Annotated in this window: 20 protein-coding genes; 8 read left to right on the forward strand and 12 right to left on the reverse strand. The window is 59.8% G+C overall.

Annotation, left to right across the window (positions count from 1 at the left end; genetic code table 11):
• Nucleotides 1-10 precede the first annotated feature (10 nt).
• The 7 genes from PMI22_RS09355 to PMI22_RS09325 form a co-directional block, all read right to left on the reverse strand.
• The gene (locus PMI22_RS09355) at nucleotides 11-1,129 is read right to left on the reverse strand and encodes a succinylglutamate desuccinylase/aspartoacylase family protein (RefSeq protein WP_007947213.1); all 1,119 of its coding nucleotides are present in this window, start codon (nucleotides 1,127-1,129) and stop codon (nucleotides 11-13) included.
• Between the two features lie 24 nt (nucleotides 1,130-1,153).
• Entirely contained in the window at nucleotides 1,154-1,864 is a 711-nt protein-coding gene (locus PMI22_RS09350; protein ID WP_007947214.1) for an ABC transporter permease, read from the reverse strand.
• Nucleotides 1,861-2,589, reverse strand: coding sequence for an ABC transporter permease (locus tag PMI22_RS09345; RefSeq protein WP_007947215.1), 729 nt, complete (start codon nucleotides 2,587-2,589; stop codon nucleotides 1,861-1,863). Before PMI22_RS09345 ends, PMI22_RS09350 begins: the two co-directional genes overlap by 4 nt.
• 56 nt (nucleotides 2,590-2,645) lie before the next feature.
• Entirely contained in the window at nucleotides 2,646-3,428 is a 783-nt protein-coding gene (locus PMI22_RS09340) for a transporter substrate-binding domain-containing protein (protein WP_007947217.1), read from the reverse strand.
• Between the two features lie 309 nt (nucleotides 3,429-3,737).
• A complete protein-coding gene (locus PMI22_RS09335; protein ID WP_007947218.1) occupies nucleotides 3,738-5,426 on the reverse strand; it encodes an ATP-dependent DNA ligase in 1,689 nt (562 codons plus the stop codon).
• Nucleotides 5,423-6,457 carry a ligase-associated DNA damage response exonuclease gene (locus PMI22_RS09330; RefSeq protein ID WP_007947219.1) on the reverse strand — a complete coding sequence of 345 codons (1,035 nt, stop codon included), beginning with the start codon at nucleotides 6,455-6,457 and terminating at the stop codon, nucleotides 5,423-5,425. The genes PMI22_RS09335 and PMI22_RS09330 overlap by 4 nt, the downstream gene beginning before the upstream one ends.
• Nucleotides 6,458-6,648: 191 nt before the next feature.
• A complete protein-coding gene (locus PMI22_RS09325; RefSeq protein ID WP_007947220.1) occupies nucleotides 6,649-9,099 on the reverse strand; it encodes a penicillin acylase family protein in 2,451 nt (816 codons plus the stop codon).
• A gap of 294 nt (nucleotides 9,100-9,393) precedes the next feature.
• On the opposite strand from PMI22_RS09325, the gene PMI22_RS09320 reads away from it, so the two are divergent.
• Nucleotides 9,394-9,951: a cysteine hydrolase family protein gene (locus tag PMI22_RS09320; RefSeq protein WP_007947221.1), complete on the forward strand. Its 558-nt coding sequence runs from the start codon at nucleotides 9,394-9,396 to the stop codon at nucleotides 9,949-9,951.
• A 144-nt stretch (nucleotides 9,952-10,095) separates the two neighbouring features.
• On the opposite strand, the gene PMI22_RS09315 is transcribed toward PMI22_RS09320, so the two are convergent.
• The 4 genes from PMI22_RS09315 to PMI22_RS09300 form a co-directional block, all read right to left on the reverse strand.
• Complete coding sequence (locus tag PMI22_RS09315) at nucleotides 10,096-10,305, reverse strand: SEC-C metal-binding domain-containing protein (RefSeq protein ID WP_007947222.1); 210 nt, start codon at nucleotides 10,303-10,305, stop codon at nucleotides 10,096-10,098.
• A complete protein-coding gene (locus PMI22_RS09310; RefSeq protein ID WP_007947224.1) occupies nucleotides 10,302-10,796 on the reverse strand; it encodes an LEA type 2 family protein in 495 nt (164 codons plus the stop codon). The genes PMI22_RS09315 and PMI22_RS09310 overlap by 4 nt, the downstream gene beginning before the upstream one ends.
• 162 nt (nucleotides 10,797-10,958) lie before the next feature.
• Nucleotides 10,959-11,435: a YchJ family protein gene (locus PMI22_RS09305; protein ID WP_007947225.1), complete on the reverse strand. Its 477-nt coding sequence runs from the start codon at nucleotides 11,433-11,435 to the stop codon at nucleotides 10,959-10,961.
• A gap of 4 nt (nucleotides 11,436-11,439) precedes the next feature.
• Nucleotides 11,440-11,937, reverse strand: a complete 498-nt coding sequence (locus PMI22_RS09300) for a DUF6231 family protein (RefSeq protein ID WP_007947227.1) — start codon at nucleotides 11,935-11,937, stop codon at nucleotides 11,440-11,442.
• A 188-nt stretch (nucleotides 11,938-12,125) separates the two neighbouring features.
• Here PMI22_RS09300 and PMI22_RS09295 point away from each other — a divergent pair, with 188 nt between their 5' ends.
• The 4 genes from PMI22_RS09295 to PMI22_RS09280 all read left to right on the forward strand — a co-directional run bounded on the left by PMI22_RS09295 (nucleotide 12,126) and on the right by PMI22_RS09280 (nucleotide 14,801).
• Nucleotides 12,126-12,815 (forward strand): OmpA family protein, encoded by a 690-nt coding sequence (locus PMI22_RS09295; RefSeq protein WP_007947228.1) that lies wholly within the window; start codon nucleotides 12,126-12,128, stop codon nucleotides 12,813-12,815.
• Between the two features lie 91 nt (nucleotides 12,816-12,906).
• A complete protein-coding gene (locus PMI22_RS09290; protein ID WP_007947230.1) occupies nucleotides 12,907-13,626 on the forward strand; it encodes an OmpA family protein in 720 nt (239 codons plus the stop codon).
• Between the two features lie 145 nt (nucleotides 13,627-13,771).
• A complete protein-coding gene (locus PMI22_RS09285; protein ID WP_033049463.1) occupies nucleotides 13,772-14,050 on the forward strand; it encodes a DUF1145 domain-containing protein in 279 nt (92 codons plus the stop codon).
• Nucleotides 14,043-14,801 (forward strand): hypothetical protein, encoded by a 759-nt coding sequence (locus PMI22_RS09280; protein WP_007947232.1) that lies wholly within the window; start codon nucleotides 14,043-14,045, stop codon nucleotides 14,799-14,801. The genes PMI22_RS09285 and PMI22_RS09280 overlap by 8 nt, the downstream gene beginning before the upstream one ends.
• Before the next feature lie 115 nt (nucleotides 14,802-14,916).
• Here the strand turns inward: PMI22_RS09280 and PMI22_RS09275 are convergent, their stop codons facing one another.
• Nucleotides 14,917-15,381 (reverse strand): CopD family protein, encoded by a 465-nt coding sequence (locus PMI22_RS09275; protein ID WP_007947233.1) that lies wholly within the window; start codon nucleotides 15,379-15,381, stop codon nucleotides 14,917-14,919.
• Between the two features lie 98 nt (nucleotides 15,382-15,479).
• Here PMI22_RS09275 and dinG point away from each other — a divergent pair, with 98 nt between their 5' ends.
• From dinG to PMI22_RS09260, 3 genes are all read left to right on the forward strand, one after another.
• Entirely contained in the window at nucleotides 15,480-17,624 is a 2,145-nt protein-coding gene (gene dinG, locus PMI22_RS09270) for an ATP-dependent DNA helicase DinG (RefSeq protein WP_007947234.1), read from the forward strand.
• Between the two features lie 95 nt (nucleotides 17,625-17,719).
• Nucleotides 17,720-20,221, forward strand: a complete 2,502-nt coding sequence (locus PMI22_RS09265) for a beta-galactosidase (protein WP_007947236.1) — start codon at nucleotides 17,720-17,722, stop codon at nucleotides 20,219-20,221.
• A gap of 130 nt (nucleotides 20,222-20,351) precedes the next feature.
• Nucleotides 20,352-21,497, forward strand: a complete 1,146-nt coding sequence (locus tag PMI22_RS09260; RefSeq protein ID WP_033049469.1) for an EstA family serine hydrolase — start codon at nucleotides 20,352-20,354, stop codon at nucleotides 21,495-21,497.
• Nucleotides 21,498-21,535: the final 38 nt, after the last annotated feature.

Raw genomic sequence — 21,535 nt, forward strand, 5'->3', positions numbered from 1 at the left:
GCATGCATCCTCAAGGCGAAAGTAGGTAGCCGCTGCGATAGGCTTCGGCGCCCGCGACGTGCGCGATCACCATGCCGGCAGTGGCCATGCGCCGTAGCGAGCGGGCGTACATCAGCCCGGCGGCGGTGCAATGAACAGGGGTGACGCGATCGTTGATCGGGTCAATGATTTCGGCGATCAGTTGTCCGGCTTCCAGGTACTCCCCCGGCAGCGCGTTGAACACCAGCAGCCCGCCGACCGGTGTCGCCACAGGCTCTACACCCGCCAGCGGCGTGGCCGGGTAGGGCAGCTCGGGCAGTGGAGCCGGTTCGCCGGCAATGGCGCCGAAGTGAATCAGGTAATCGATCATCGCCTGGCAATCGAGGCTGGCCAGCGGATGATTGACGTCACCCTGGCCGCGTAATTCGACCGTCACTGAAAAACTGCCCAGCGGTATGTCGAAGTGTTCGCCGAAGCGTTCCTTCAACTGCCACCACAGCAGGGTGAAGCATTCATCAAATGATTGGCCGCCGGAGTCGGTAGCCAGCAAGCTCGCCTCGGCACCGATGTATCGCGCCAAGGGCTCGACCTGTGGCCAGGCTTGCGGCGTGGTGTAAAGGTGCGCGACGGCTTCGAAATCGCAATGCAGGTCCAGCACCATGTCCGCATCGCAGGCCAGGCGTTGCAGGGTCAGGCGCAGGGATTGCAGTTGGGTGCTGGCGGTTTGCCTGGCCAGGGCATTGCGCAAACTGTCGCGGATCAGCCCGAGGTTGTGTTGTGGATCGTCACTGAGTTGGCCTTCGATCTCATTGCCGACCGCTTCGCTCACATCGACGAACCAGCGATTGAAGTTTTGGCCGCTTTCGAGCTCGAAGCGACCCAGCGGGACCTCCAGCAGCACTTGTTCCAGGCCCACCGGGTTGGCGACCGGCACCAGCACGATTTCGCTGCGCAGCCGGCCGGCGGCTTCGAGTTCGGCCAGGCGCTGCTTGAGGTGCCAGGCCACCAGCATGCCTGGCATTTCATCGGCGTGCAGGGACGACTGGATGTAAATCTTGCCGTTGGCCGATGTCGGGCCGAAGTGGAAGCTGTGAATTTGTCGTGCGGTCCCCGGCAGTGGGGCCAGCAGGTCATGAATCTGGTGGCGCATGTTTCTTTATTCCTAAAGCGGGTCCTAGTGAGTCGGCCCGAGGAAGGCCAGCCATCGCCGTTCGGCGAGACGGAACAGGCCGACCAGCGCAAAGGTCACAGTCAGGTAGATCAGTGCGGCAATGCCGAACGACTGAAAGGTCAGGAAGGTCGCCGAGTTGGCGTCCCGAGCGACTTTCAAGACGTCCGGAATGGTCGCGGTGAACGCTACGGTGGTCGAGTGCAGCATCAGAATCACTTCGTTGCTGTAATACGGCAACGAGCGACGCAGGGCCGACGGCATGATGACGTAGGCATACAGCTTCCAGCCGGTCAGGCCATACGCCTTGGCGGCTTCGACTTCACCGTGGTTCATGCTGCGAATCGCCCCGGCGAAAATCTCCGTGGTGTAGGCGCAGGTGTTCAGGGCGAAGGCGAGGATGGTGCAGTTCATCGCATCGCGAAAGAACGCATCCAGCACCGGTTGGGCGCGAATGGCCGCCAGGCTATAAATCCCGGTGTAGCAAATCAGCAGCTGAATATAGAGCGGCGTACCCCGAAACAGATAGGTGTAGAACTGCACCGGCCAACGGATGTAGAAGTGCGGCGACACCCGAGCGATGGACAGCGGGATCGACACCAGGAAACCGATGACGATCGAGGCGGTCAGGAGCCACAGGGTCATGGCCAGGCCGGTGATGTTGTTGCCGTCGGTATAAAGGAAGGGTTTCCAGTACTCCTGCAAGAGTTCGATCATCGTACGGCCTCCCGGGAACCGGCGGCGTAACGGCGTTCAAGCCAGCGCAAGACGAAGTTGGAGGCGCTGGTAATCAGCAGGTAAATCACCGCGGCCACCACCAGGAAATAGAACAGTTGATAGGTGCTTTTGCCGGCGTCCTGAGCGGCCTTGACCAGGTCGGCGAGGCCGATGATCGACACCAGCGCAGTGGCCTTGAGCATCACCATCCAGTTATTGCCGATACCCGGCAGGGCAAAGCGCATCATTTGCGGGAACACCACGATCCAGAAACGCTGGCCACGCTTGAGGCCATAAGCGGTTGCGGCTTCGACCTGGCCACGCGGGACTGCGAGGATCGCGCCACGGAAGGTCTCGGTGAAGTACGCGCCATAGATGAAGCCCAGGGTGATGACCCCGGCGCTGAACGGGTTGATCTCGATGTATTCCCATTCCATGAAGTCGGTGAACGACGTCAGCCAGGTTTGCAGGCTGTAGAAGATCAACAGCATCAGCACCAGGTCCGGCACGCCGCGAATCAGCGTGGTGTAGACCTGCGCCGGCACGCGCACCAGTTTGACTTTGGACAGTTTGGCACTGGCGCCCAGCAAGCCGAGCAAGACGGCCACCAAGAGCGACAACGCCGATAATTTGATGGTCATCCAGGTGCCTTCCATCAGCAACGGACCGAAGCCCTTGAGGCTGAAGGCAGAGAGCCCCAGATTTTGTAATAGGTTTTCGAACATAAATCAGCAACCTGATCGGATAAAAAAAGCGCCCATCGCGAGATGGGCGCCGGGCATTATTTGCCGCTGTACAGGTTCAGATCGCCAAAGTGTTTCTTTTGAATCTCGGCGTATTTGCCGTCATCGTGTAACGCTTTGATACCTTTATCCAAAAGCGCTTTCAGCTCGGTGTTACCTTTCTTAATACCGACAGCCGTTTTGGCCGGCAGCAAAGCGTTGTCGACTGGCTTGCTGACATCGTAATCGGCACCCTGTGGCGACTTCAGGAAGCCCAGTTCGGCTTGCAGCATGTCCTGAATCCCTGCGTCGAGACGCCCGGAAGTCAAGTCGGCATAGACCTGGTCCTGGTTGGCGTAGGCCTGGGTTTTAACGCCGGCCTTGTCCAGTACGGCTTTGGCATAGGCCTCCTGGATGGTGCCTTGTTCGTAGCCGACGGTCTTGCCCTTGAGCGAGGCGACGTCTTCAGTCACGCCAGAACCTTTTTTGAACACGTAGGCGGTCGGGCCGGAGAACAGTTCGCTGGAGAAGTCGATGACTTTTTCGCGGGCTTCGGTGACGGTCATCGAAGAGATCACACCGTCGAATTTATTGGCCTTGAGGCCCGGAATCATGCCGTCGAAATCGCTTTCGACCCATTTGCACTTGACCTTCAGCTCGGCGCAAATCGCGTTCCCCAGATCGATGTCAAAGCCTACCAGGCTACCGTCGGCCGCTTTGGACTCGAAAGGTGCGTAGGAAGGGTCAACGCCAAAACGCAATTCTTTGTATTCCTTGGCCAGTGCGGAACCCGCAGCCATGCACAATGCGAGTGCAGAAAAGGTCAGCAATGCTTTTTTCATTATTCAATCCCTAAGAACCAATATGAGCGCTTGTGGCGCAGAATTATTGTTACTGGAAAGCGTAAGACCCGATGAAAGTAGCAATTTCCGAACCAGAGTCCCGAACAAGCGTTTTAAAAGGTCATACAAGAAATGACGGCGCAGGGATTGTGCACGAAAACGGGCGTCGTGGAACTACTGCACCAAGTTGGTTCGGGTTGGCACAAATCCCTGTGGGAGCGAGCTTGCTCGCGATAGCGGTGTATCAGTCACAAAAAGGATGAATGACACGGCCTCATCGCGAGCAAGTTCGCTCCCACGGGGATGGGGTCAGCTTAATAAATTCTGCAACGTGCCGAGGTCGTCAGCCTCTTCAACCGACTTGTCCTGGCGCCAGCGCAGCATCCTCGGAAAACGCACGGCGATCCCGCTCTTGTGTCGTTTCGAAAGGGCAATGCCTTCAAATCCCAGTTCAAAGACCAGGCTCGGTTTCACACTGCTCACCGGCCCGAATTTCTCCACGGTGGTTTTGCGCACGATGCTGTCGACCTGGCGCATTTCTTCATCGGTCAGCCCTGAATAGGCTTTGGCGAAGGGCACTAGCGTGCGTTCGCTGGAGTCGGGTGGGCCATCCCAGACCGCGAAGGTGTAATCACTAAAGAGGTTCGCCCGGCGTCCGTGGCCTCGTTGTGCATAGATCAGCACCGCGTCAACGCTGAACGGGTCGACTTTCCATTTCCACCACACGCCCATGTCCTTTGTTCGACCAACGCCGTACAGCGCATCCCGCGCCTTGAGCATCATGCCTTCGACGCCGAGACGGCGGGACGCTTCCCTTTGGCGGGCGAGGTCGAACCAGTTGTCGCCGGTCAATACCGGTGAGACGAGTAACGCCGGGCTGTGACAGGTGGCGACGAGTGTTTCCAGCTGAGTGCGACGCGTGGCCTGTGTCTGATTGCGCCAGTCGGCGCCTTGCCATTCCAGCAGGTCGTAAGCGAGGACCACCACGGGCACCTCGTCGAGGATTTTTTTGCTGAGGACTTTGCGTCCGATTCGTTGTTGCAGCAGGGCGAACGGTTGCACGGCGGGAGGGGCGAGCGAGGCGGGGTCAAAGGCATCCACGGTGCCGGGGCTTGCAGTTTTCCAGGCAACGATTTCGCCGTCGATCACGGTGCCGTCGGGTAAACCGTGCACCAGATGCTCAAATTCGGGGAAGCGCTCGGTGACCAATTCTTCTCCACGCGACCAGACCCACAGACGTCCGTCGCGCTTGACCACCTGGGCACGGATGCCATCCCATTTCCATTCCACCAGCCATCGGCTCGCGGGGCCGAGCAGCGCTTCGAATTGCTCCACCGGTTGCGACAAGGCATGGGCCAGGAAAAACGGATAAGGCTGCCCCCCACGCTGAGCGTGTTCATCACTGGATTCAGCCGCGATCAATTTCAGGTAACTGGCAGCGCTGGGTCGATGGGACAGGTCGGTGTAACCAACCATTCGCTGGGCCACGCGCTTGCTGTCGAGGCCGGCCATGGCCGCGAGGGCGCGGGTCACCAGCAGCTTGGAAACGCCTACACGAAAGCTGCCAGTGATCAGTTTGATGCAGAGCATCAGACTGGTGCGGTCCAGCTGCGACCAGAGTGCGGGCAATTGTACGGCGAGCACTTCGGTGGATTCGCCACGCAAGGGCAGCAGCTTGTCTTCAATCCATACCGCCAATCCGTCGCTGGAACGGTGTGGCGATTCGGGCAGTACCAGGGAGATGGTTTCTGCCATATCGCCAACCGCTTGATAACTTTCTTCGAACAGCCAGGGTTGAAGGCCGGAAAATTCTACGGCCAGTTCTCGCAGCACACGCACGGGCACCAATTGCCGGGGGCGCCCGCCGGACAAAAAATAAACCGCCCACGCGGCATCTTGCGGTGCAGCCTGTGCAAAGTAATGTTGCATGGCAGCCAGTTTGGCGTTGCTCGACGTGGTGGCGTCGAGTTCGGCATACAACTCGGCAAAGGCCTTCATGGCAATGCCTTGTCTTGCTCAGGGTCGACCACGGCGTTTTCTTCTTCGTCGTCGCCGTACTCGGTGTTGAAGCTCTGTGCATCAAGACCCTGTTCACGCAGATGGCGCACCAGTACGGCGACCGAACCGTGGGTCACCATTACCCGCTCGGCGCCGGTTTGTTCAATGGCCCAGAGCAGCCCCGGCCAATCGGCATGGTCGGACAGCACAAACCCCCGGTCGACACCGCGTCGGCGGCGGGTCCCGCGCAAGCGCATCCAGCCGCTGGCGAAGCCGTCGCTGTACTCGCCGAAACGACGCATCCAGGTGCTGCCGCCCGCTGATGGCGGCGCGATGACCAGCGCTTTGCGCATCATCGGGTCACTCTTTTGAACCGCGCCGGCATAGATCGTTGGCGGCAGATAAACGCCGCTTTGGCGATACACCTGGTTGAGTGGTTCTACGGCGCCGTGCACCAGAATGGGGCCGAGGCTGGCGTCGATACCGTGAAGAATTCGCTGCGCTTTGCCGAAGGAGTAGCAGAACAGCACGCTGGCCATGTCGGCGGCGGCGTTGGCCTGCCACCACTGATTAATCTCGGCAAACACCTGAGTCTGAGGTTGCCAGCGATAGATCGGCAGGCCGAAGGTCGACTCGGTAATGAAGGTGTGGCAACGCACCGGTTCGAAGGGCGCACAGGTGCCGTCGGCTTCGGTCTTGTAATCCCCCGAGGCGACCCAGACTTCGCCGCCGTATTCCAGTCGCACCTGGGCCGAGCCGAGCACGTGGCCGGCGGGGTGAAAACTGAGGGTGACGCCATGATGTTTGAGGGGCTGGCCGTACGGCAGGGTTTGCAGGTTGATATCTGCACCGAGGCGAGCACGCAAGATGCCTTCGCCGGCTGACGCGGCCAAGTAGTGTTGATTGCCGCTACGGGCATGGTCGCTGTGAGCGTGGGTGATGACCGAACGTTCGACGGGCCGCCACGGGTCGATGTAGAAATCCCCGGCCGGGCAATACAAACCTTCAGGACGCGCGATAACAAGATCCATGTTGTTGCCAGGATGGAGGGACTTGTTAGGTATGAGGTAGGCGTGAAGCCAGAAGTTCTATCTGAATTCTATTGAGCAATCACATTTCCATGTGGGAGCGAGCCTGCTCGCGAAAGCGGAGTGTCAGTCACCTGAAATGTTGGCTGACAGGGCCGATTCGCGAGCAGGCTCGCTCCCACAGGATCGGGGGGTTACTTGCCAGGTGCCAGGGTCAACTGCGTCTTGCCATACACCTTGTCAAAGTTCTGTGGCTGCATCGGCAAGCTCATGTATTGCCCTTTGAGCCAAGGCTCGATGCTGTTGAGGTAGTTCGGGCTGGCAGGGTTGCCTGACTGACCGGTGCTGTTCTGACCCATCAGCGGCTCGGCCTGGCTGAAGTCGACGATAAAGCGCATGGCCGGGGCCAGCGTGGTGTTGAAGTCCTGACCCCAGGCGAAGGCCGCCGTGTTCAGCGTAGTGTGGTCTCCGCCCGCCGCGACGGGCCCGCGAACGATCTGGCCGTTGGCGTTTTTCCACTCGTAGTGGTGCAGTTTGCCCCACTGCCAGGCTTTGTGATCGCCGCCCAACTGACTGTCGCCTGCGCTGATCGCCGCTGCCAGACTGCGAGCGAGGATCGCCGGCTTGTCTTCTTTTTGTGGTGTGCGCACGTCATCCCAGAACGGGCTGTCGTCGCGCCCAAGCAGATGATCGGCCTGCGCGGCATAGGACAGCTTGCCGTTGGCGACAAAGGCTTTCCACGCCGGACTGCTTTGCGGACCGAGTTCGTCGAGGAAAATTTGTTTCATGCTTTCTTGCAGAAACAATTCATACATCGCCGCATCGGCGGAGGTTGCGCTGAGCTTGCCGTCGAACGCCATCAGGCGCGTATACGCCTCACGCGCCATGCCACGCTCTGCCACCGGCAGCGCTTCAATGGCCTGCTTGAGTGGCTGGGCCATGCCCGGGGCTTCAAACATTTTCTTCAGTTTGGTGGCAAAGGTGGTGGTCTGGTCATACTGCATGGCGATCACGCTGCGTGCGTCGTGTTTGCCCGCGCCCGCCAGTTCGGCCAGGCGTTCGCCCCGCTCCGGTGCCGCCCAGGAATTGGACAATTGCATGCCGTAGCCGTGGGGGATGACACGCTGGTTGGCAGTGCCGAGCCAGCCTTGGGCCGGGTCCTGATCGTAAGGGTGGAGCATCGGGTCGGCGTAACCGTCCCAATCGTAACGACCTTCCCAGCCCGGCGATGGCAGCAGGCCTTCGCCTTCGCGACGGTTCGGGTAACGGCCGGTCACTTGCCAGGCGATGTTACTGACGTCAGCGAAGACCATGTTCAGTGCGATGGCGCGGATTTCGCGACTGGCGTCCGACGCTTTCTCTACGGTCTGGGCCCGGGACAGGTCGAAAAACGCGTCCAGGGTTTTGTCATCAGTGAAGTTCGGCATTTGCAGGGCCAGGCCGAAACCGTTCGCCAGTGTCATGCCTTGGGCACTGTTGAGCAGCGGACCGTGACGGGTTTCGTACACGGCTTCGCGAACGGGGCGCTGGCCTTTGACGAAGAAGGTTTCGTTACGCACGACGGCGGGCTGCCATTTGCCACCCACTTCGTACGTGAGGCCGTTGCCCTGACGCTTGATTTTTTCCAGGAACAGGTCCTGGTTGTCGCCCATGACCGTGGCCATGCTCCAGGCCACTTTGCCGTTGAAGCCACCGAGCACCATCGGCAGGCCGGCAATGGTCACGCCCGAGGCCTGATATTTCGGCGCGCGAATCTGCACGTAACTGAACAATGACGGCACGCCGAGCGAGCCATGACTGTCGCTGGCCAGCAGGCTTTTGCCACTGCGGCTGCGTTGCGGGCCAATCGCCCAGTTGTTCGAGGAACTGGCGCCCAACAGATTCAGGTCGGACAGTTGGCCCGTGGCTTTGTTGATCTCGGCCAACCCAGGGGTAGCCCCGTTGAGCTTGATCCCTTGCAATTTTTCGGCTTCAGCCAGCGGCAATTTTTCATCGGGTGCGGACGGCGTCAGCCAGGCGAGTTTGTCGGTGGTGACGGTCTGAGCCAGCATCAACGAGGAAATTTCTTCCGGCAGGTTGGCCGATTGGCTGAAGTTCAGCAGGCAGAAAATCAGCGCCGAATCTTCCGGTTTCCAGTATTCCGGTTTGTAACCGGAGGCCGCGAGGTCCGCCGGCAGCTTGTCGCGGTAGCGGAACAGGTAGGCGTTGACGCCGCGAGCATAGACTTCGAAGAAGCGTTTGAGGCGCGGCGAAGAAGCTTTATACAGCTCGCCCGCGCTTTTCTTCAGGTTGACCGCACGCATATAGCGGTCAGCATCCAGCAAGTCAGCGCCGGACATTTCCGCCAGCCGTCCTTCGGCCAACAGGCGTAATGTCACCATTTGCGTGATGCGGTCGCTGGCGTGAACGTAACCCAGGGCGAACAACGTGTCGTGGAAGCTGTTGCCTTCGATCAATGGCATGCCCATGGCATTGCGACGCACCGATACGTTCTGCGCCAAGCCCTTGAGCGGCTGCACACCGGAGGTCGGCGGGAGGGTGTCCTGAGCGTTCATGGTCTGACAACCGGTCAGACTCAAAACACTGGCCACTGCTGCGGCAACGCCGAACCGGGGAAGAAAATGTGTAAGGGCTGGCGAGGCCATGGCAAAGCTCCTGCGGGGGTAGAGGCGCAATAAAGGCGCTACGTTAGTGAGCAGGAGGAGGGCGCGCAAGCGGCGGGCGGGTTATTTCTTTCCGAAGATCGTTCCCACGCTCCGCGTGGGAATGCCTCAACGGACGCTCCGCGTTCGGCTTTGGATGGGACGCGGAGCGTGACGGGCAGCATTCCCACGCAGAGCGTGGGAACGATTAGTCCTCCAGCGTTCGATGACTTGCCTGTTAGAGGAGGTGATGCTGAAGTGCGTGAAACTCAAAGACCTTGCATGAGAACGTCCGCAATGGAGCTCAAGACCCACGCAGCGCTGATCATCATTGATCAACAAAAAGGCATTCTGCATCCCCGACTCGGTCGCCGAAATAATCCACAGGCCGAAGAAAGAATCCTTGAGTTGTTGGCGTTTTGGCGTCGAACCGGGCGACCGGTGATTCATGTGCAGCACCTGTCCCGCTCCCCGGATTCAGTGTTCTGGCCGCAGCAATCAGGCGTGGAATTTCAGCAACGGTTTGAGCCAATGGCGGGCGAACAGCTGATTCAGAAACAAGTGCCGGATGCTTTTTGTGCAACGGATCTGGAGGCGCGTTTGCGCGAGGCGGGCATTGATCAATTGGTGATTGTTGGTGTGGCAACGAACAACTCGGTGGAGTCCACGGCGCGAACGGCCGCAAATCTGGGGTTTGAAACGTGGGTGGCGGAGGATGCGTGTTTTACCTTCGACAAGGCGGATTATTTTGGTAATGCCCGTTCGGCCGAAGACGTGCATGCGATGTCGCTGGGGAATTTGCACGGGGAGTATGCGACGGTCGTCAGCACTGCGCAGATCCTGAGCCGAGGGTGACTTCGAGTCAGTCATCGCGAGCAGGCTCGCTCCCACATGGGATCTGCTGTGGACACACTATTTGTGAATCCTGGAGATCTATTGTGGGAGTGAGCCTGCTCGCGATTGCGATTCAACAGGCGAAAAATATTTTCGCCCGCAGCATCAAGCGCCGTGGCACTTCTTGAATTTCTTGCCGTTGCCGCATGGGCAAGGGTCGTTGCGACCGACGTCTTTCAGGGCGTTGCGCACCGGTTCCTGAGGGGCGTGGCCACAGTTCGGGCCGTGAACATGGCCATGCTCGTGATCATGGTGGTCGTGATGGTCATGATCGTGGTTGCAGTCAGGGCCATGGACGTGAGGTTGCTGGGTCATTGGGTGTGCTCCGGAATTAAATCGGCGGGGATTATCACGCCATTGCGCGCCAGGTGCACGTCATGAGGGATGAATAAACCGGTTTTCAGTTCACCTTCCAGACGATAGGGAATGGATTGATCGGGATTTTTCAGCATTTTCACCAGGTCTCGCACCTTGGGCCACAGGTTGGTACGGATCGGCACTTTTACATAGGCGCTGTGCTTGGGTCCGATGCTGAACCAGTTGTCGTACTCGCCTTCGGTCAGCAGGATGTCACCCAAGTGAATCCGGTATTCGAGGCTGCGCACGTTCAAGTCGCTGTCATTGGGGTTGTCGATACGAAAGTGCAGGAGAAATTTCTGTTCCAGCAGTTTTGCCCGCACGACTTCAACCTTGACCAGATGCACCACGGGGTCCGGCTCATCGTCAACGAACCAGGACGCACAGCCGGTGAGCCCCAAAAACAGCAGCAGGCTGAGCAGATAAAGTGCGTGTCGCCGGGTGATCATGGTCGTGTATCTCCCTTGAACCTGTAGCAGCTGCCGGAGGCTGCGTCCGACTGCGAAGCAGTCGTATTCCTGTCACCTCGATCCAACTGAACAACGCTTTGCCTGGTCTTGCGACTGCTTCGCAGTCGGACGCAGCCTCCGGCAGCTGCTACGAGGCGTCACTCAATTGCTGAAATAACCTGCACAACACTTCTTGAATTTTTGACCGCTGGCGCATGGGCAAGCGTCATTGCGCCCGGCCTTGAGTTGCACGGTAGGGTCGATGAAGTACCAGTGGCCAGCATTCTGTACGAATGACGAGCGCTCGCGGTGGCTGTGTTCGCCGCTGCCATCGTGCCAGCGCGCGGTGAAGGTCACGAAGGCATGTTCCGGCTGGCCGCCAAAGACTTCGGAGCTTTCGACTTCCAGACCCAGCCAGGTGCTTTGCGCACTCCAGTCGCTGATGGACTGACGATTCAGGCCAGCCTGCTGGGCAGGCAGGGTGGTCGCCACCAGATAGTCGATCAACCCCAGTACGTAGGCGCTGTAGCGCGAACGCATCAAGGCTTCGGCACACGGCGCCGGATGCCCGGCATGGTAATGACCGCAACAGGCATCGAGCAGGGTGCCGCTGCCACAAGGGCAAATGGATGTACTCATGGCATTACCACCAATATTTCCCGAAGTTTTCCGGATTGGCCCAAAAGCGTGAGTTGAGCCAATCGGGTACTTGCTTGTATTCAAGCAGATCATAGGTAAACAGCGTCAACACTTGTTCGTCGCGCTGGAAGCGCTCGCTCGCTTGCAGGGCCAGTGAGAAAAAATCCGTCTCCTGCCAGCCACTGGCCGACAAGTCCGCCAACACGGCAATGCGGCTGGCGTTGAGGTTGCGGATCCCTCCGAGCAGGTTCAGGCCATCGCGCTTGGGCAAATGTTCGAGGCAATCGACTGCCAGCGCCAGGTCAAACCGGCGCGCCGCCAGGTCCTCCGGCAACGGCCCCGGTGCCGCATGGGCCACACACGTATCCGGGTGGGCAAGTTTGAATGCTGCCAGCGCGGGGAACTCACTGGCACCGATCAGCAACAGCTGCGCGGGGGCGTAACGGTCTAGCAAAGCCGCCAACGCCTGTTGCGGCGTGCGCGAAGAAATACCTGCAGTCATCAAAGATCCTCAATCAGAGCGCCAAGACTAGCCTGCCCAAACGTCCGGGCCTAGCGCAGGTTTACAGCAAATACGACATTGCGTGGTGAACGCAGATAAAACAGCCGTGGCCTCTTGCTGGCGCAGATTAATACTCGGGTCTTTACTACCAGAATCGGTTCTAAGCCGATCCCTCAGGAGAAAACTAGATGAGCATAGTTCGGACAGCATTACCCTTGGTTCTGCTAACCAGTGTGTTGACTGGTTGTGCAGGTTTGCAGAAAACCGACTGGCCGACCTGTGCGGCTGTCGGGGGTGTCATTGGTGCGGGTCTCGGCGCGACCGAGAGCTCCGCATGGGCAGGCTATGGTGCGCTGCTTGTCGGCGGTACGGCCGCAGCCTATTGCTGGGTACACGGTGATGGCGACGAAGATGGCGATGGTGTGCCGGACAGTCGCGACAAGTGCCCAGGCACACCTCACGGTGTGACGGTCGATGCCAACGGTTGCCCACCACCTGCGCCTGTGGTCGAAGAGGCCGTCGTGGTCAAGGAAGAAACGATTGTCATCCGCGATGTTCACTTCCAGTTTGACAAAGCTACGCTCACCGAGTCCGACAAAGAGGTACTCGACAAGGTTGCCACGCGCTTGAAAGGGGAATCGTCTTCCGCTCAATTGACCGTTACCGGCCATACCGATAGCGTGGGCAGCGATGCCTACAACCAGAAACTGTCGGATAAACGCGCTCACTCGGTGGTTGAATACCTCATCCAGGAAGGTGTGCCACGCAGCAGCTTCGTATCTGTGGTCGGTGCGGGTGAAAGCCAGCCGGTCGCCGATAACAGCACCGCTGACGGCCGCGCGCAGAACCGTCGCACGGAAATCAAAATCAACCGTTAAGTCCCTTCCGCTCCGCGGCTTGTGTAGTCGCGGATGCGGGTCTTTACTCCTGTGTAACCGGTATTAAGCCGGTAACACAGGAGCTTTTAATATGAGCGTTCTCACAAGGACCGTCTTGCCGGTTCTGCTGCTTGGCAGCCTGTTGACCGGTTGCGCAACTCACAGTGATGGTACTGCCCCCCTCAATCAACGAACCTGGCCGATCTGCAGCCTCATTGGCGGTCTGGTGGGCGGAGGTTTGGGCGCCATCGAAAGTGGTGCCTGGGCGGCCGGGGGCGCAGCGCTTGGAATCTTGACCGGTGGCTTGATCTGTTACGCTCAGGATGGCGATCAGGATAGCGATGGTGTCTTCGATCGACGTGATCGCTGCCCCGATACCCCTGCCGACACGCCTGTCGAACATCATGGTTGTCCGCGGCCGCAATACCCGGGCGGTGTGACAGAACCTGTCGTGCAAGCGGAAGTCATCACCCTCAGCGATGCGGGCGATGTGTTGTTTGCCACCAACCAGTCTGACCTGACCCCCGCAGCGAAGAGTCAGCTGGATGCCTTGATGACCAGGTTGCAAGGCGCGGATGTGTCGAGTATCAAAGTGGTCGGCCATACCGACAACGTCGGTACCGATGCCTACAATCAGACACTTTCGGAACGTCGCGCCAACAGCGTGGCGGACTACCTGTTGAGTCAGGGCGTGGCGCCGAACAAAGTCAGCAGTGAAGGTAAAGGCGAAAGTGAGCCTGTGGCTGAAAACGATACCGAAGAAGGGCGCGCGAAAAACCGTCGCGTGGATTTGCACATCAATGTGACCTGAGCCACGAATTAGAGCCGTCGACCACCCGCACAGTGGGTCGACGGCCATTCGGCAGTCTTCATCAAGATTTTTCTGTTGCCCTCTGGCATATTCCTCGTGGAAGCCGCTACTGTGCTCGCAAACAATAATGATCAGCGGGGGGCGTATGAAGGTGTTTTGGTGGCTGGGGAAGTTGTTGACCCTGCTGTTCTGGTTGGTGGTGCTGGTCAATCTGCTCGCGCCGTTTGTTTATCCCCTGCACTCGTTGGTCGAGCTGGCCGGTGGCGCGCTGGCACTGTTCCATCTTCTGGAGTTGGTGTTCTGCAACCGCAGTCTCAGAGGCCGCGCGCATCCTTGGCGTGATCGCCTTCAAATTGCCATTTTCGGCGTGTTTCACCTGCAAACCCTCCCGACTCCCTCCGCACCTAAGGCTTCCCATGCGTAATCTCTGTCTGCTCGCCGCTTTTATCAGTCCACTGGCTTGCGCTCAGGTTGTCAGCGTCGAAAGCAACTCACTGATGCGTCTGCCCAATACGGCCAGTACCTTGCAACTGGAGCGGCTGGAAGTCGCTGATTACGGCACGTTGCTGATTCCTTCGAATGTGACCGAAGTGACGGTGGGCGAATTGCATTTGGGGCGTGAAGCGCGAATTGCCATTGTGCCAAGTGAACAAACGCTGGCATTCAAAGTGCGCCGCGCCGAATTGTCTGAAGGCAGCCAGATCACCGCGAGGGGCGCACCGGGCAGTTTCCAGAAAGCTGCACGGTCGGGGCGCAACCTGAACTTGCAGATCCATGCGTTGAATGCCCCGCAATTGTCGGTTGACGCTCGCGGCGGCGCGGGCGCTCCGGGGTTTTTCGGTCTTGATGGCGCCAATGGCCAGGCACCGGGGTGCACCTGGGGGCAGGCCGGTCGCGGTGCGGATGGCAGCAATGGCAGCGATGGTCAGCCGGGTGCTTCGGGCGCGCAGGTAAGGCTGGAGGTGCCGCGTGATTTTCCGACGGATAAAATCAAGGTGCAGGTGGCGGGAGGTGCCGGTGGCCTTGCAGGTCCTGGCGGTAAACCAGGAGCGGGTGGCAAGGCCAAGGGCTGTCTCGTGTACACCACCGATGGCGGCAAGAGTGGTAAACCGGGTGCTGATGGTCAGCCAGGACCTGCCGGTGCGGCGGGGTCGGTGACGGTTCAGCGGTTGTAAGCAGTTTTGATTGATCGTTCCCACGCTCCGCGTGGGAATGCCTCAAGGGACGCTCCGCGTCCAGTGACGCGGAGCGTCACGGGCTGCATTCCCACGCAGAGCGTGGGAACGATCATTAAAACATCGGTCGGGCCGCGGCAATCGCCACCAGCAACAAGCCCACCAGAAGATTAATCCCCACCAACCGCCGAATTCTCCCTAGCACCGCCGCCCCTGCCGGCCAATCCTGCGCCGTCACCGCCGCGCGCAACTCAGGCAACATTAATGCCTGAATCCGGATAAACAGCGCCGTCATCACCACGTACAAGCCCATCATCACCTGCACATACCGCGGCGCGGTCTCGAACCCGATGTGTTGCAGATGAATCATGCCGACACCGCTGACCGGCAACAGCACCACCGCGACCCACACCCAGCGGAAAAATCCTTGAAACACTTCCACCCACAGTTTCAACCGGGCGGGGCCTTCCAGCGCTGTCACTGCGGCGGGGCGCAAGACCATCCAGGCGAAAAACATGCCGCCCACCCACACGAGGGCGGACAGGACATGCAGGGTATAAACGATGCCAAAAGGTGTCATTGGGGTACTCCGTTCTGCGCGGGATTAATTAGCGGGGTATGATAGCGGCGATCCGAACCACTGAAAATTTATCCAGCGTTTTTTGCGCCCGACAATCCATGATCAGCACCGAACTCAAAACCACGATCCAGGGCGCCTACTCGCGTTTTCTCGAAGCCAAGAGCCTCAAGCCGCGCTACGGCCAACGCCTGATGATCGCCGAAATTGCCAAAGTCCTCGGTGACATTGACACCGACGACGAAGGCCGGCGCAGTGGCGACCCCGCGATTGTTGCGGTGGAAGCCGGCACCGGTACTGGCAAAACCGTAGCCTACAGCCTGGCGGCGATCCCGACCGCCAAGGCTGCCGGCAAACGCCTGGTGATCGCCACTGCCACCGTGGCTCTGCAAGAGCAGATCGTCTACAAGGACTTGCCTGACCTGATGCGCAACAGCGGGCTGAATTTCAGCTTCGCGTTGGCCAAGGGCCGCGGGCGCTACATGTGCCTGTCCAAGCTCGACATGCTGCTGCAGGAAGGCCACGCACAAACCGCTACCGCGCAGTTGTTCGAAGAAGAAGGCTTCAAGATAGAGGTCGACGAGGCCAGTCAGAAGCTGTTCACCAGCATGATCGAAAAACTCGCCGGCAATAAATGGGACGGCGACCGCGACAGTTGGTCCACGGCCCTGGAAGACGCCGACTGGGCGCGCCTGACCACCGATCACAGCCAATGCACCAACCGCCATTGCCCGAACTTTGGCCAGTGCGCCTTTTACAAGGCCCGCGAAGGCATGGGCAAGGTCGACGTGATCGTCACCAACCACGACATGGTGCTGGCTGACCTGGCCTTGGGCGGCGGTGCTGTTTTGCCGGATCCACGTGACACCATCTACGTATTCGACGAAGGTCACCACCTGCCAGACAAGGCCATCGGCCATTTCGCCCATTACACGCGTCTGCGCTCCACCGCCGACTGGCTGGAAACCACCGCGAAAAACCTCACCAAATTACTGGCCCAACATCCGTTGCCGGGTGACCTCGGCAAGCTGATCGAGCAAGTGCCGGAACTGGCCCGCGAGATCAAGACCCAGCAGCAATTCATGTTCACCGCCTGTGAACAGGCCGCCGATTTCAAACCCGGCGAAGACGTCGAAGGTCGCGAGCGGCCGCGCCACCGCTTTGTTGGCGGGGTGATTCCCGAGCACATGCGCGAGATGGGCATTGAGTTGAAGAAGGGCTTTGCCCGTTTGACCGACCTGTTCACCCGGCTCACCGAGTTGCTCAAGGAAGGCATGGACGGCGAGGTCAACATCGGCATCGCCAGCAATCAAGCCGAAGAGTGGTATCCACTGTTTGGCAGCCTGTTGTCCCGTTCCTCGGGCAATTGGGAATTGTGGGGCGCGTTCACCGCCGAAGACCCGGAAGACAACCCGCCCATGGCCCGTTGGTTGACCCTGGCCGAAAGCGGTTCGCTGTTCGACATCGAGGTCAACGCCAGCCCGATCCTCGCGGCGGAAATGCTCCGGCGCAATCTGTGGAACGTCGCATACGGCGCACTGGTGACTTCGGCAACGCTGACGGCCCTGGGCACCTTCGACCGTTTCCGCATGCGTGCCGGGCTGCCGAAAAAAGCCGTGACCGCCGTGGTTCCGAGCCCGTTCCATCATGCTGATGCCGGCGTGCTGCGAGTACCGGATCTGAAAGCCGATCCGCGTGATGCACCGGCCCACACCGCCGCGATCATTCGGGATCTGCCGCAACTGGTTGAGGGCTCGCGGGGCACGCTGGTGTTGTTCTCTTCCCGCAAGCAGATGCAGGACGTGTTCGACGGCCTCGACCGCGACTGGCGCAAGCAGGTGTTCATTCAAGGCAACCTGTCGAAGCAGGAAACGTTGAACAAGCACAAGGCACGCGTCGATGGCGGGGACTCCAGCGTGTTGTTCGGCCTCGCGAGTTTCGCCGAAGGCGTCGACTTGCCGGGCGCGTACTGCGAGCACGTAGTCATCGCGAAGATTCCGTTCTCGGTGCCGGACGATCCCGTCGAAGCGGCGCTGGCGGAATGGATCGAAGCCCGTGGCGGCAATCCATTCATGGAAATCTCCGTGCCCGATGCCTCGCTGAAACTGGTCCAGGCCTGCGGTCGCTTGCTGCGCACCGAAGAAGACCGCGGCACCATCACCTTGCTGGATCGACGTCTGGTCACCCAGCGTTACGGCAAAGCCATCCTCAATGCGTTGCCGCCATTCCGTCGCGAAATTTCCTGATTCACCGGTGGGCACATTTGCCCACCGCGTTGTCTATCTCTCTACCATCGCTTTTCCACTGACCATTGAAGGTCGTTAGGGAGAAACACGTTCCTATGATTCGCCGTTCGTTGCCCGCTGTATTTGCCCTGATGTTCGCAGCTCCTTTGCTGGCGGCCCCTGCCAGCCAACAGACGCTGTTCAACTTTGTACGCCCTGCCGACGTGGTCCAGGTGACGACTCAGGATGCCAGCCTGCCGCAATCCAATGCGGAGCAAACAGCCGAAGGCGAAGTGTTGCGCCGGGTCACTTTCAATCCGGTGGCCCAGCCGAGTTTGCGACTGACGCCGCAAACCGGTGCCTGGGACTGGTCACAGTCGGGTGTGATGAGCCTGCGGATTCAGAGTGCGATGGACTGGGCCGTGACCCTTTACGTAAAAATCCAGAGTAATGACGGCAAGACACTGTTCAGTCGCGTCGATTTGCCGGCCGGCCCTGCGCAGACCTTGCTGGTACCGTTGGTGGCAAGCTCACCCTTGAGCCAGGGCATGAAAGCCGGGCCGCCGATGCCGATGACGGTCGACGGGCAGCGCATTTTGCTGGCCAGCAGCGCCGGTCAACTGGATCGCGGCCAGGTGGTGTCGGTGACCTTGTCGATGGATCAACCGAAAGTGGCCCAGAACATTTTGCTCGAACGTTTTGGCGTGCAGGACGGCGAGGCGGTGATCCACGCCGTTTATGGCGGATTGGTGGATGCTTACGGTCAGTCGACCCGGGCCAAATGGCCGGAAAAAATCAACAACGATGAGCAACTCAAAAGCGCCGCCGCCAAGGAACAGCAGCAACTGAAAACCTGGCTGGCCGAGCGCGAAAAATCTTCCTTGGACACTTTCGGTGGCTGGACCAAAGGCCCGACGTTCAACGCCAGCGGTTACTTCCGTACCGAAAAGCGTGACGGTCGCTGGTATCTGGTGACCCCGCAAGGGCATCCGTTCTATTCGCTTGGGGTCAATACCGTGACCCCGGACGTTAACCAGACCTACGTCGCTGGTCGCGAGTGGATGTTCGAATCCCTGCCAAAACCCGATGAAGCGCTGGCTAATCATTTTGGTGAAGGCAACAACCGTGGCGGCAATGGTGCGGATCAGGGGCGCAGCTACGACGCCGGTCGCTGGTACGACTTTTACGGCGCCAACTTGCAGCGTTTGTATGGCGAACCTTGTGTATTGGGCAGCGACACCAAGGCCGGCGTCGCCGCCGCGGCCAAGGCCGACGCGGTCGAAGCGACGGTCGAGAAGGCCGCCGAGCCACCGGTGATCCCGGCGACCACCGAAGCCGGCGTTGCCGAAGCCGCCAAGACCGGCGCCGTTGACGCGACTGTTGCGAAAGCGGCTGAGAACACTCCCGCCGAACCCTGCAAAGCGGTGGTGGATGAACAACGCTGGACCGGCCACACCCTGGATCGCCTGCAAACCTGGGGTTTCAACACCATCGGAAACTGGAGCGCTGAGTCGCTGGGCAATGCTGATCGAGTGCCTTACACCTTGCCGCTGTCGATCGTCGGCGATTACGCCAGCATCAGCACCGGCACCGACTGGTGGGGTGGTATGCCCGACCCGTTCGATCCGCGTTTCGCCATGGCCACCGAACGAGCCGTGGCCATTGCCACCCGCGACCATCGCGATGACCCGTGGCTGATCGGCTACTACGCTGACAACGAATTAGCCTGGGCCGGTCCCGGTGATGACCCGAAAGCCCGTTACGCCTTGGCTTACGGCACCTTGAAAATGACCACCGACGTGCCGGCCAAACGCGCGTTCCTCAAGCAACTGCGGGACAAATATCGCAATCAGGCCGGTCTGTCCAAAGCCTGGGGTATCGACTTGCCGGCATGGGAATTGATGGAAGACCCGGGGTTCGTACCGCCGCAGCCAAGCGCTGAGCACCCGGAAATCGAGGCCGATTTCAAATACTTCCAGAAGGTCTTCGCTGACACCTATTTCAAAACCATTTCCGATTCGCTCAAGTGGCATGCGCCGAACCAGCTGTTGTTGGGCGGTCGTTTCGCCATCAGCACCCCGGAAGCCGTGGACTCCTGCGCTCAATATTGCGACGTGTTGAGCTTCAACATGTACACCCTGCAACCGCAGGATGGCTACGACTTCGCCAAGCTGCGCAGCCTCGACAAACCGGTGCTGATCACCGAATTCAACTTCGGCTCGGCGGATCGCGGCCCGTTCTGGGGCGGTGTGACACAAGTGGCAAAGGAAGAAGATCGTGGGTTGGCTTACGCGAACTTCCTTAAACAAGCGCTGAGCGAACCCTCGATTGTCGGAGTGCACTGGTTCCAGTATCTGGACCAACCCGTCACCGGGCGGTTGCTGGACGGTGAGAATGGGCACTTTGGTCTGGTGGGCATCACCGATCTGCCGTTCCAGGGGTTTGTCGAGTCTGTGCGCAAGAGCAACCTGGCGACTGTCGACCAGTTGGGAAAAGCCGCTGAGAAAGCGGCGGCTGAGGCAGACAAAGCCAGCCACGATGCCCAAGGCGGCAGAAAGGCCGAGGCCGGCAAAGGCCCGGGGAAGGGCGCCGGTGGGCACTCCGGCCAAGGTCACTGATTTCCTGTGGCGAGGGGTTGTGCTGAGTCATTTCAACAGGCGACCGCCCGACCCGACCCCATTCCCAAAACCCTCAAGGGCTGGAACAATGCGGGCCAGTTTGTATAGCGATTATCCGGGAGCAATGCGGGTGCAGATTCAGGGTCATTACGAGCTTAAGTTCGAAGCAGTGCGCGAAGCCTTCGCAGCGTTGTTCGACGATCCTCAGGAACGTGGCGCAGCCTTGTGCATCCAGATCGGTGGCGAAACTGTCCTCGACCTCTGGTCCGGCACCGCGGACAAGGACGGCAGCGAAGCCTGGCACAGCGACACCATCGCCAACCTGTTCTCTTGCACCAAGACGTTCACAGCTGTCACGGCCCTGCAATTGGTGGCTGAAGGCAAGCTGCAACTGGACGCGCCGGTTGCACGCTACTGGCCCGAATTTGCCGCTGCCGGCAAAGAGTCCGTGACCCTGCGTCAGTTGCTCTGCCATCAGGCCGGCTTGCCGGCGTTGCGTGAATTGCTGGCGCCAGAAGCGCTTTACGACTGGCAAACCATGGTCGACGCCCTGGCGGCCGAAGCACCGTGGTGGACGCCGGGTCAGGGTCATGGCTACGCCGCGATCACGTACGGCTGGCTGGTGGGCGAATTACTGCGCCGCGCCGACGGTCGTGGGCCGGGCGAGTCCATCGTGGCGCGGATTGCGAAGCCATTGGGGCTGGATTTCCACGTTGGCCTGGCCGATGAAGAATTTCATCGTGTGGCGCACATCGCCCGTGGCAAGGGTAACGTCGGCGACGCAGCGGCCCAACGTCTGCTGCAAGTGACGATGCGTGATCCGACTGCAATGACCACCCGTGCCTTCACCAATCCGCCGTCGATCATGACCAGCACCAACAAACCCGAGTGGCGGCGCATGCAGCAACCCGCCGCCAACGGCCATGGCAATGCGCGCAGCCTTGCCGGGTTTTACGCCGGTCTGCTCGACGGCAGCCTGCTGGAAAGCGAAATGCTCGATGAGCTGACCCGCGAACACAGCCTCGGCGACGACAAGACTTTATTGACCCGGACCCGATTCGGCCTGGGTTGCATGCTCGATCAACCGGATGTACCCAACGCGACTTACGGCCTCGGCCCGCGTGCGTTTGGTCATCCGGGCGCTGGCGGCTCCATCGGTTTTGCTGACCCGGAACGCGATGTGGCCTTCGGTTTTGTGACAAATACCCTGGGGCCGTACGTCTTGATGGATCCACGCGCGCAAAACCTTGCGCGAGTACTGGCCACTTGTCTGTAAACACGGCTGCCGGGTTCCAGAACGGAACCCGGCAGCCC

Source organism: Pseudomonas sp. GM21 (genome assembly GCF_000282215.1).
Classification (GTDB): domain Bacteria; phylum Pseudomonadota; class Gammaproteobacteria; order Pseudomonadales; family Pseudomonadaceae; genus Aquipseudomonas.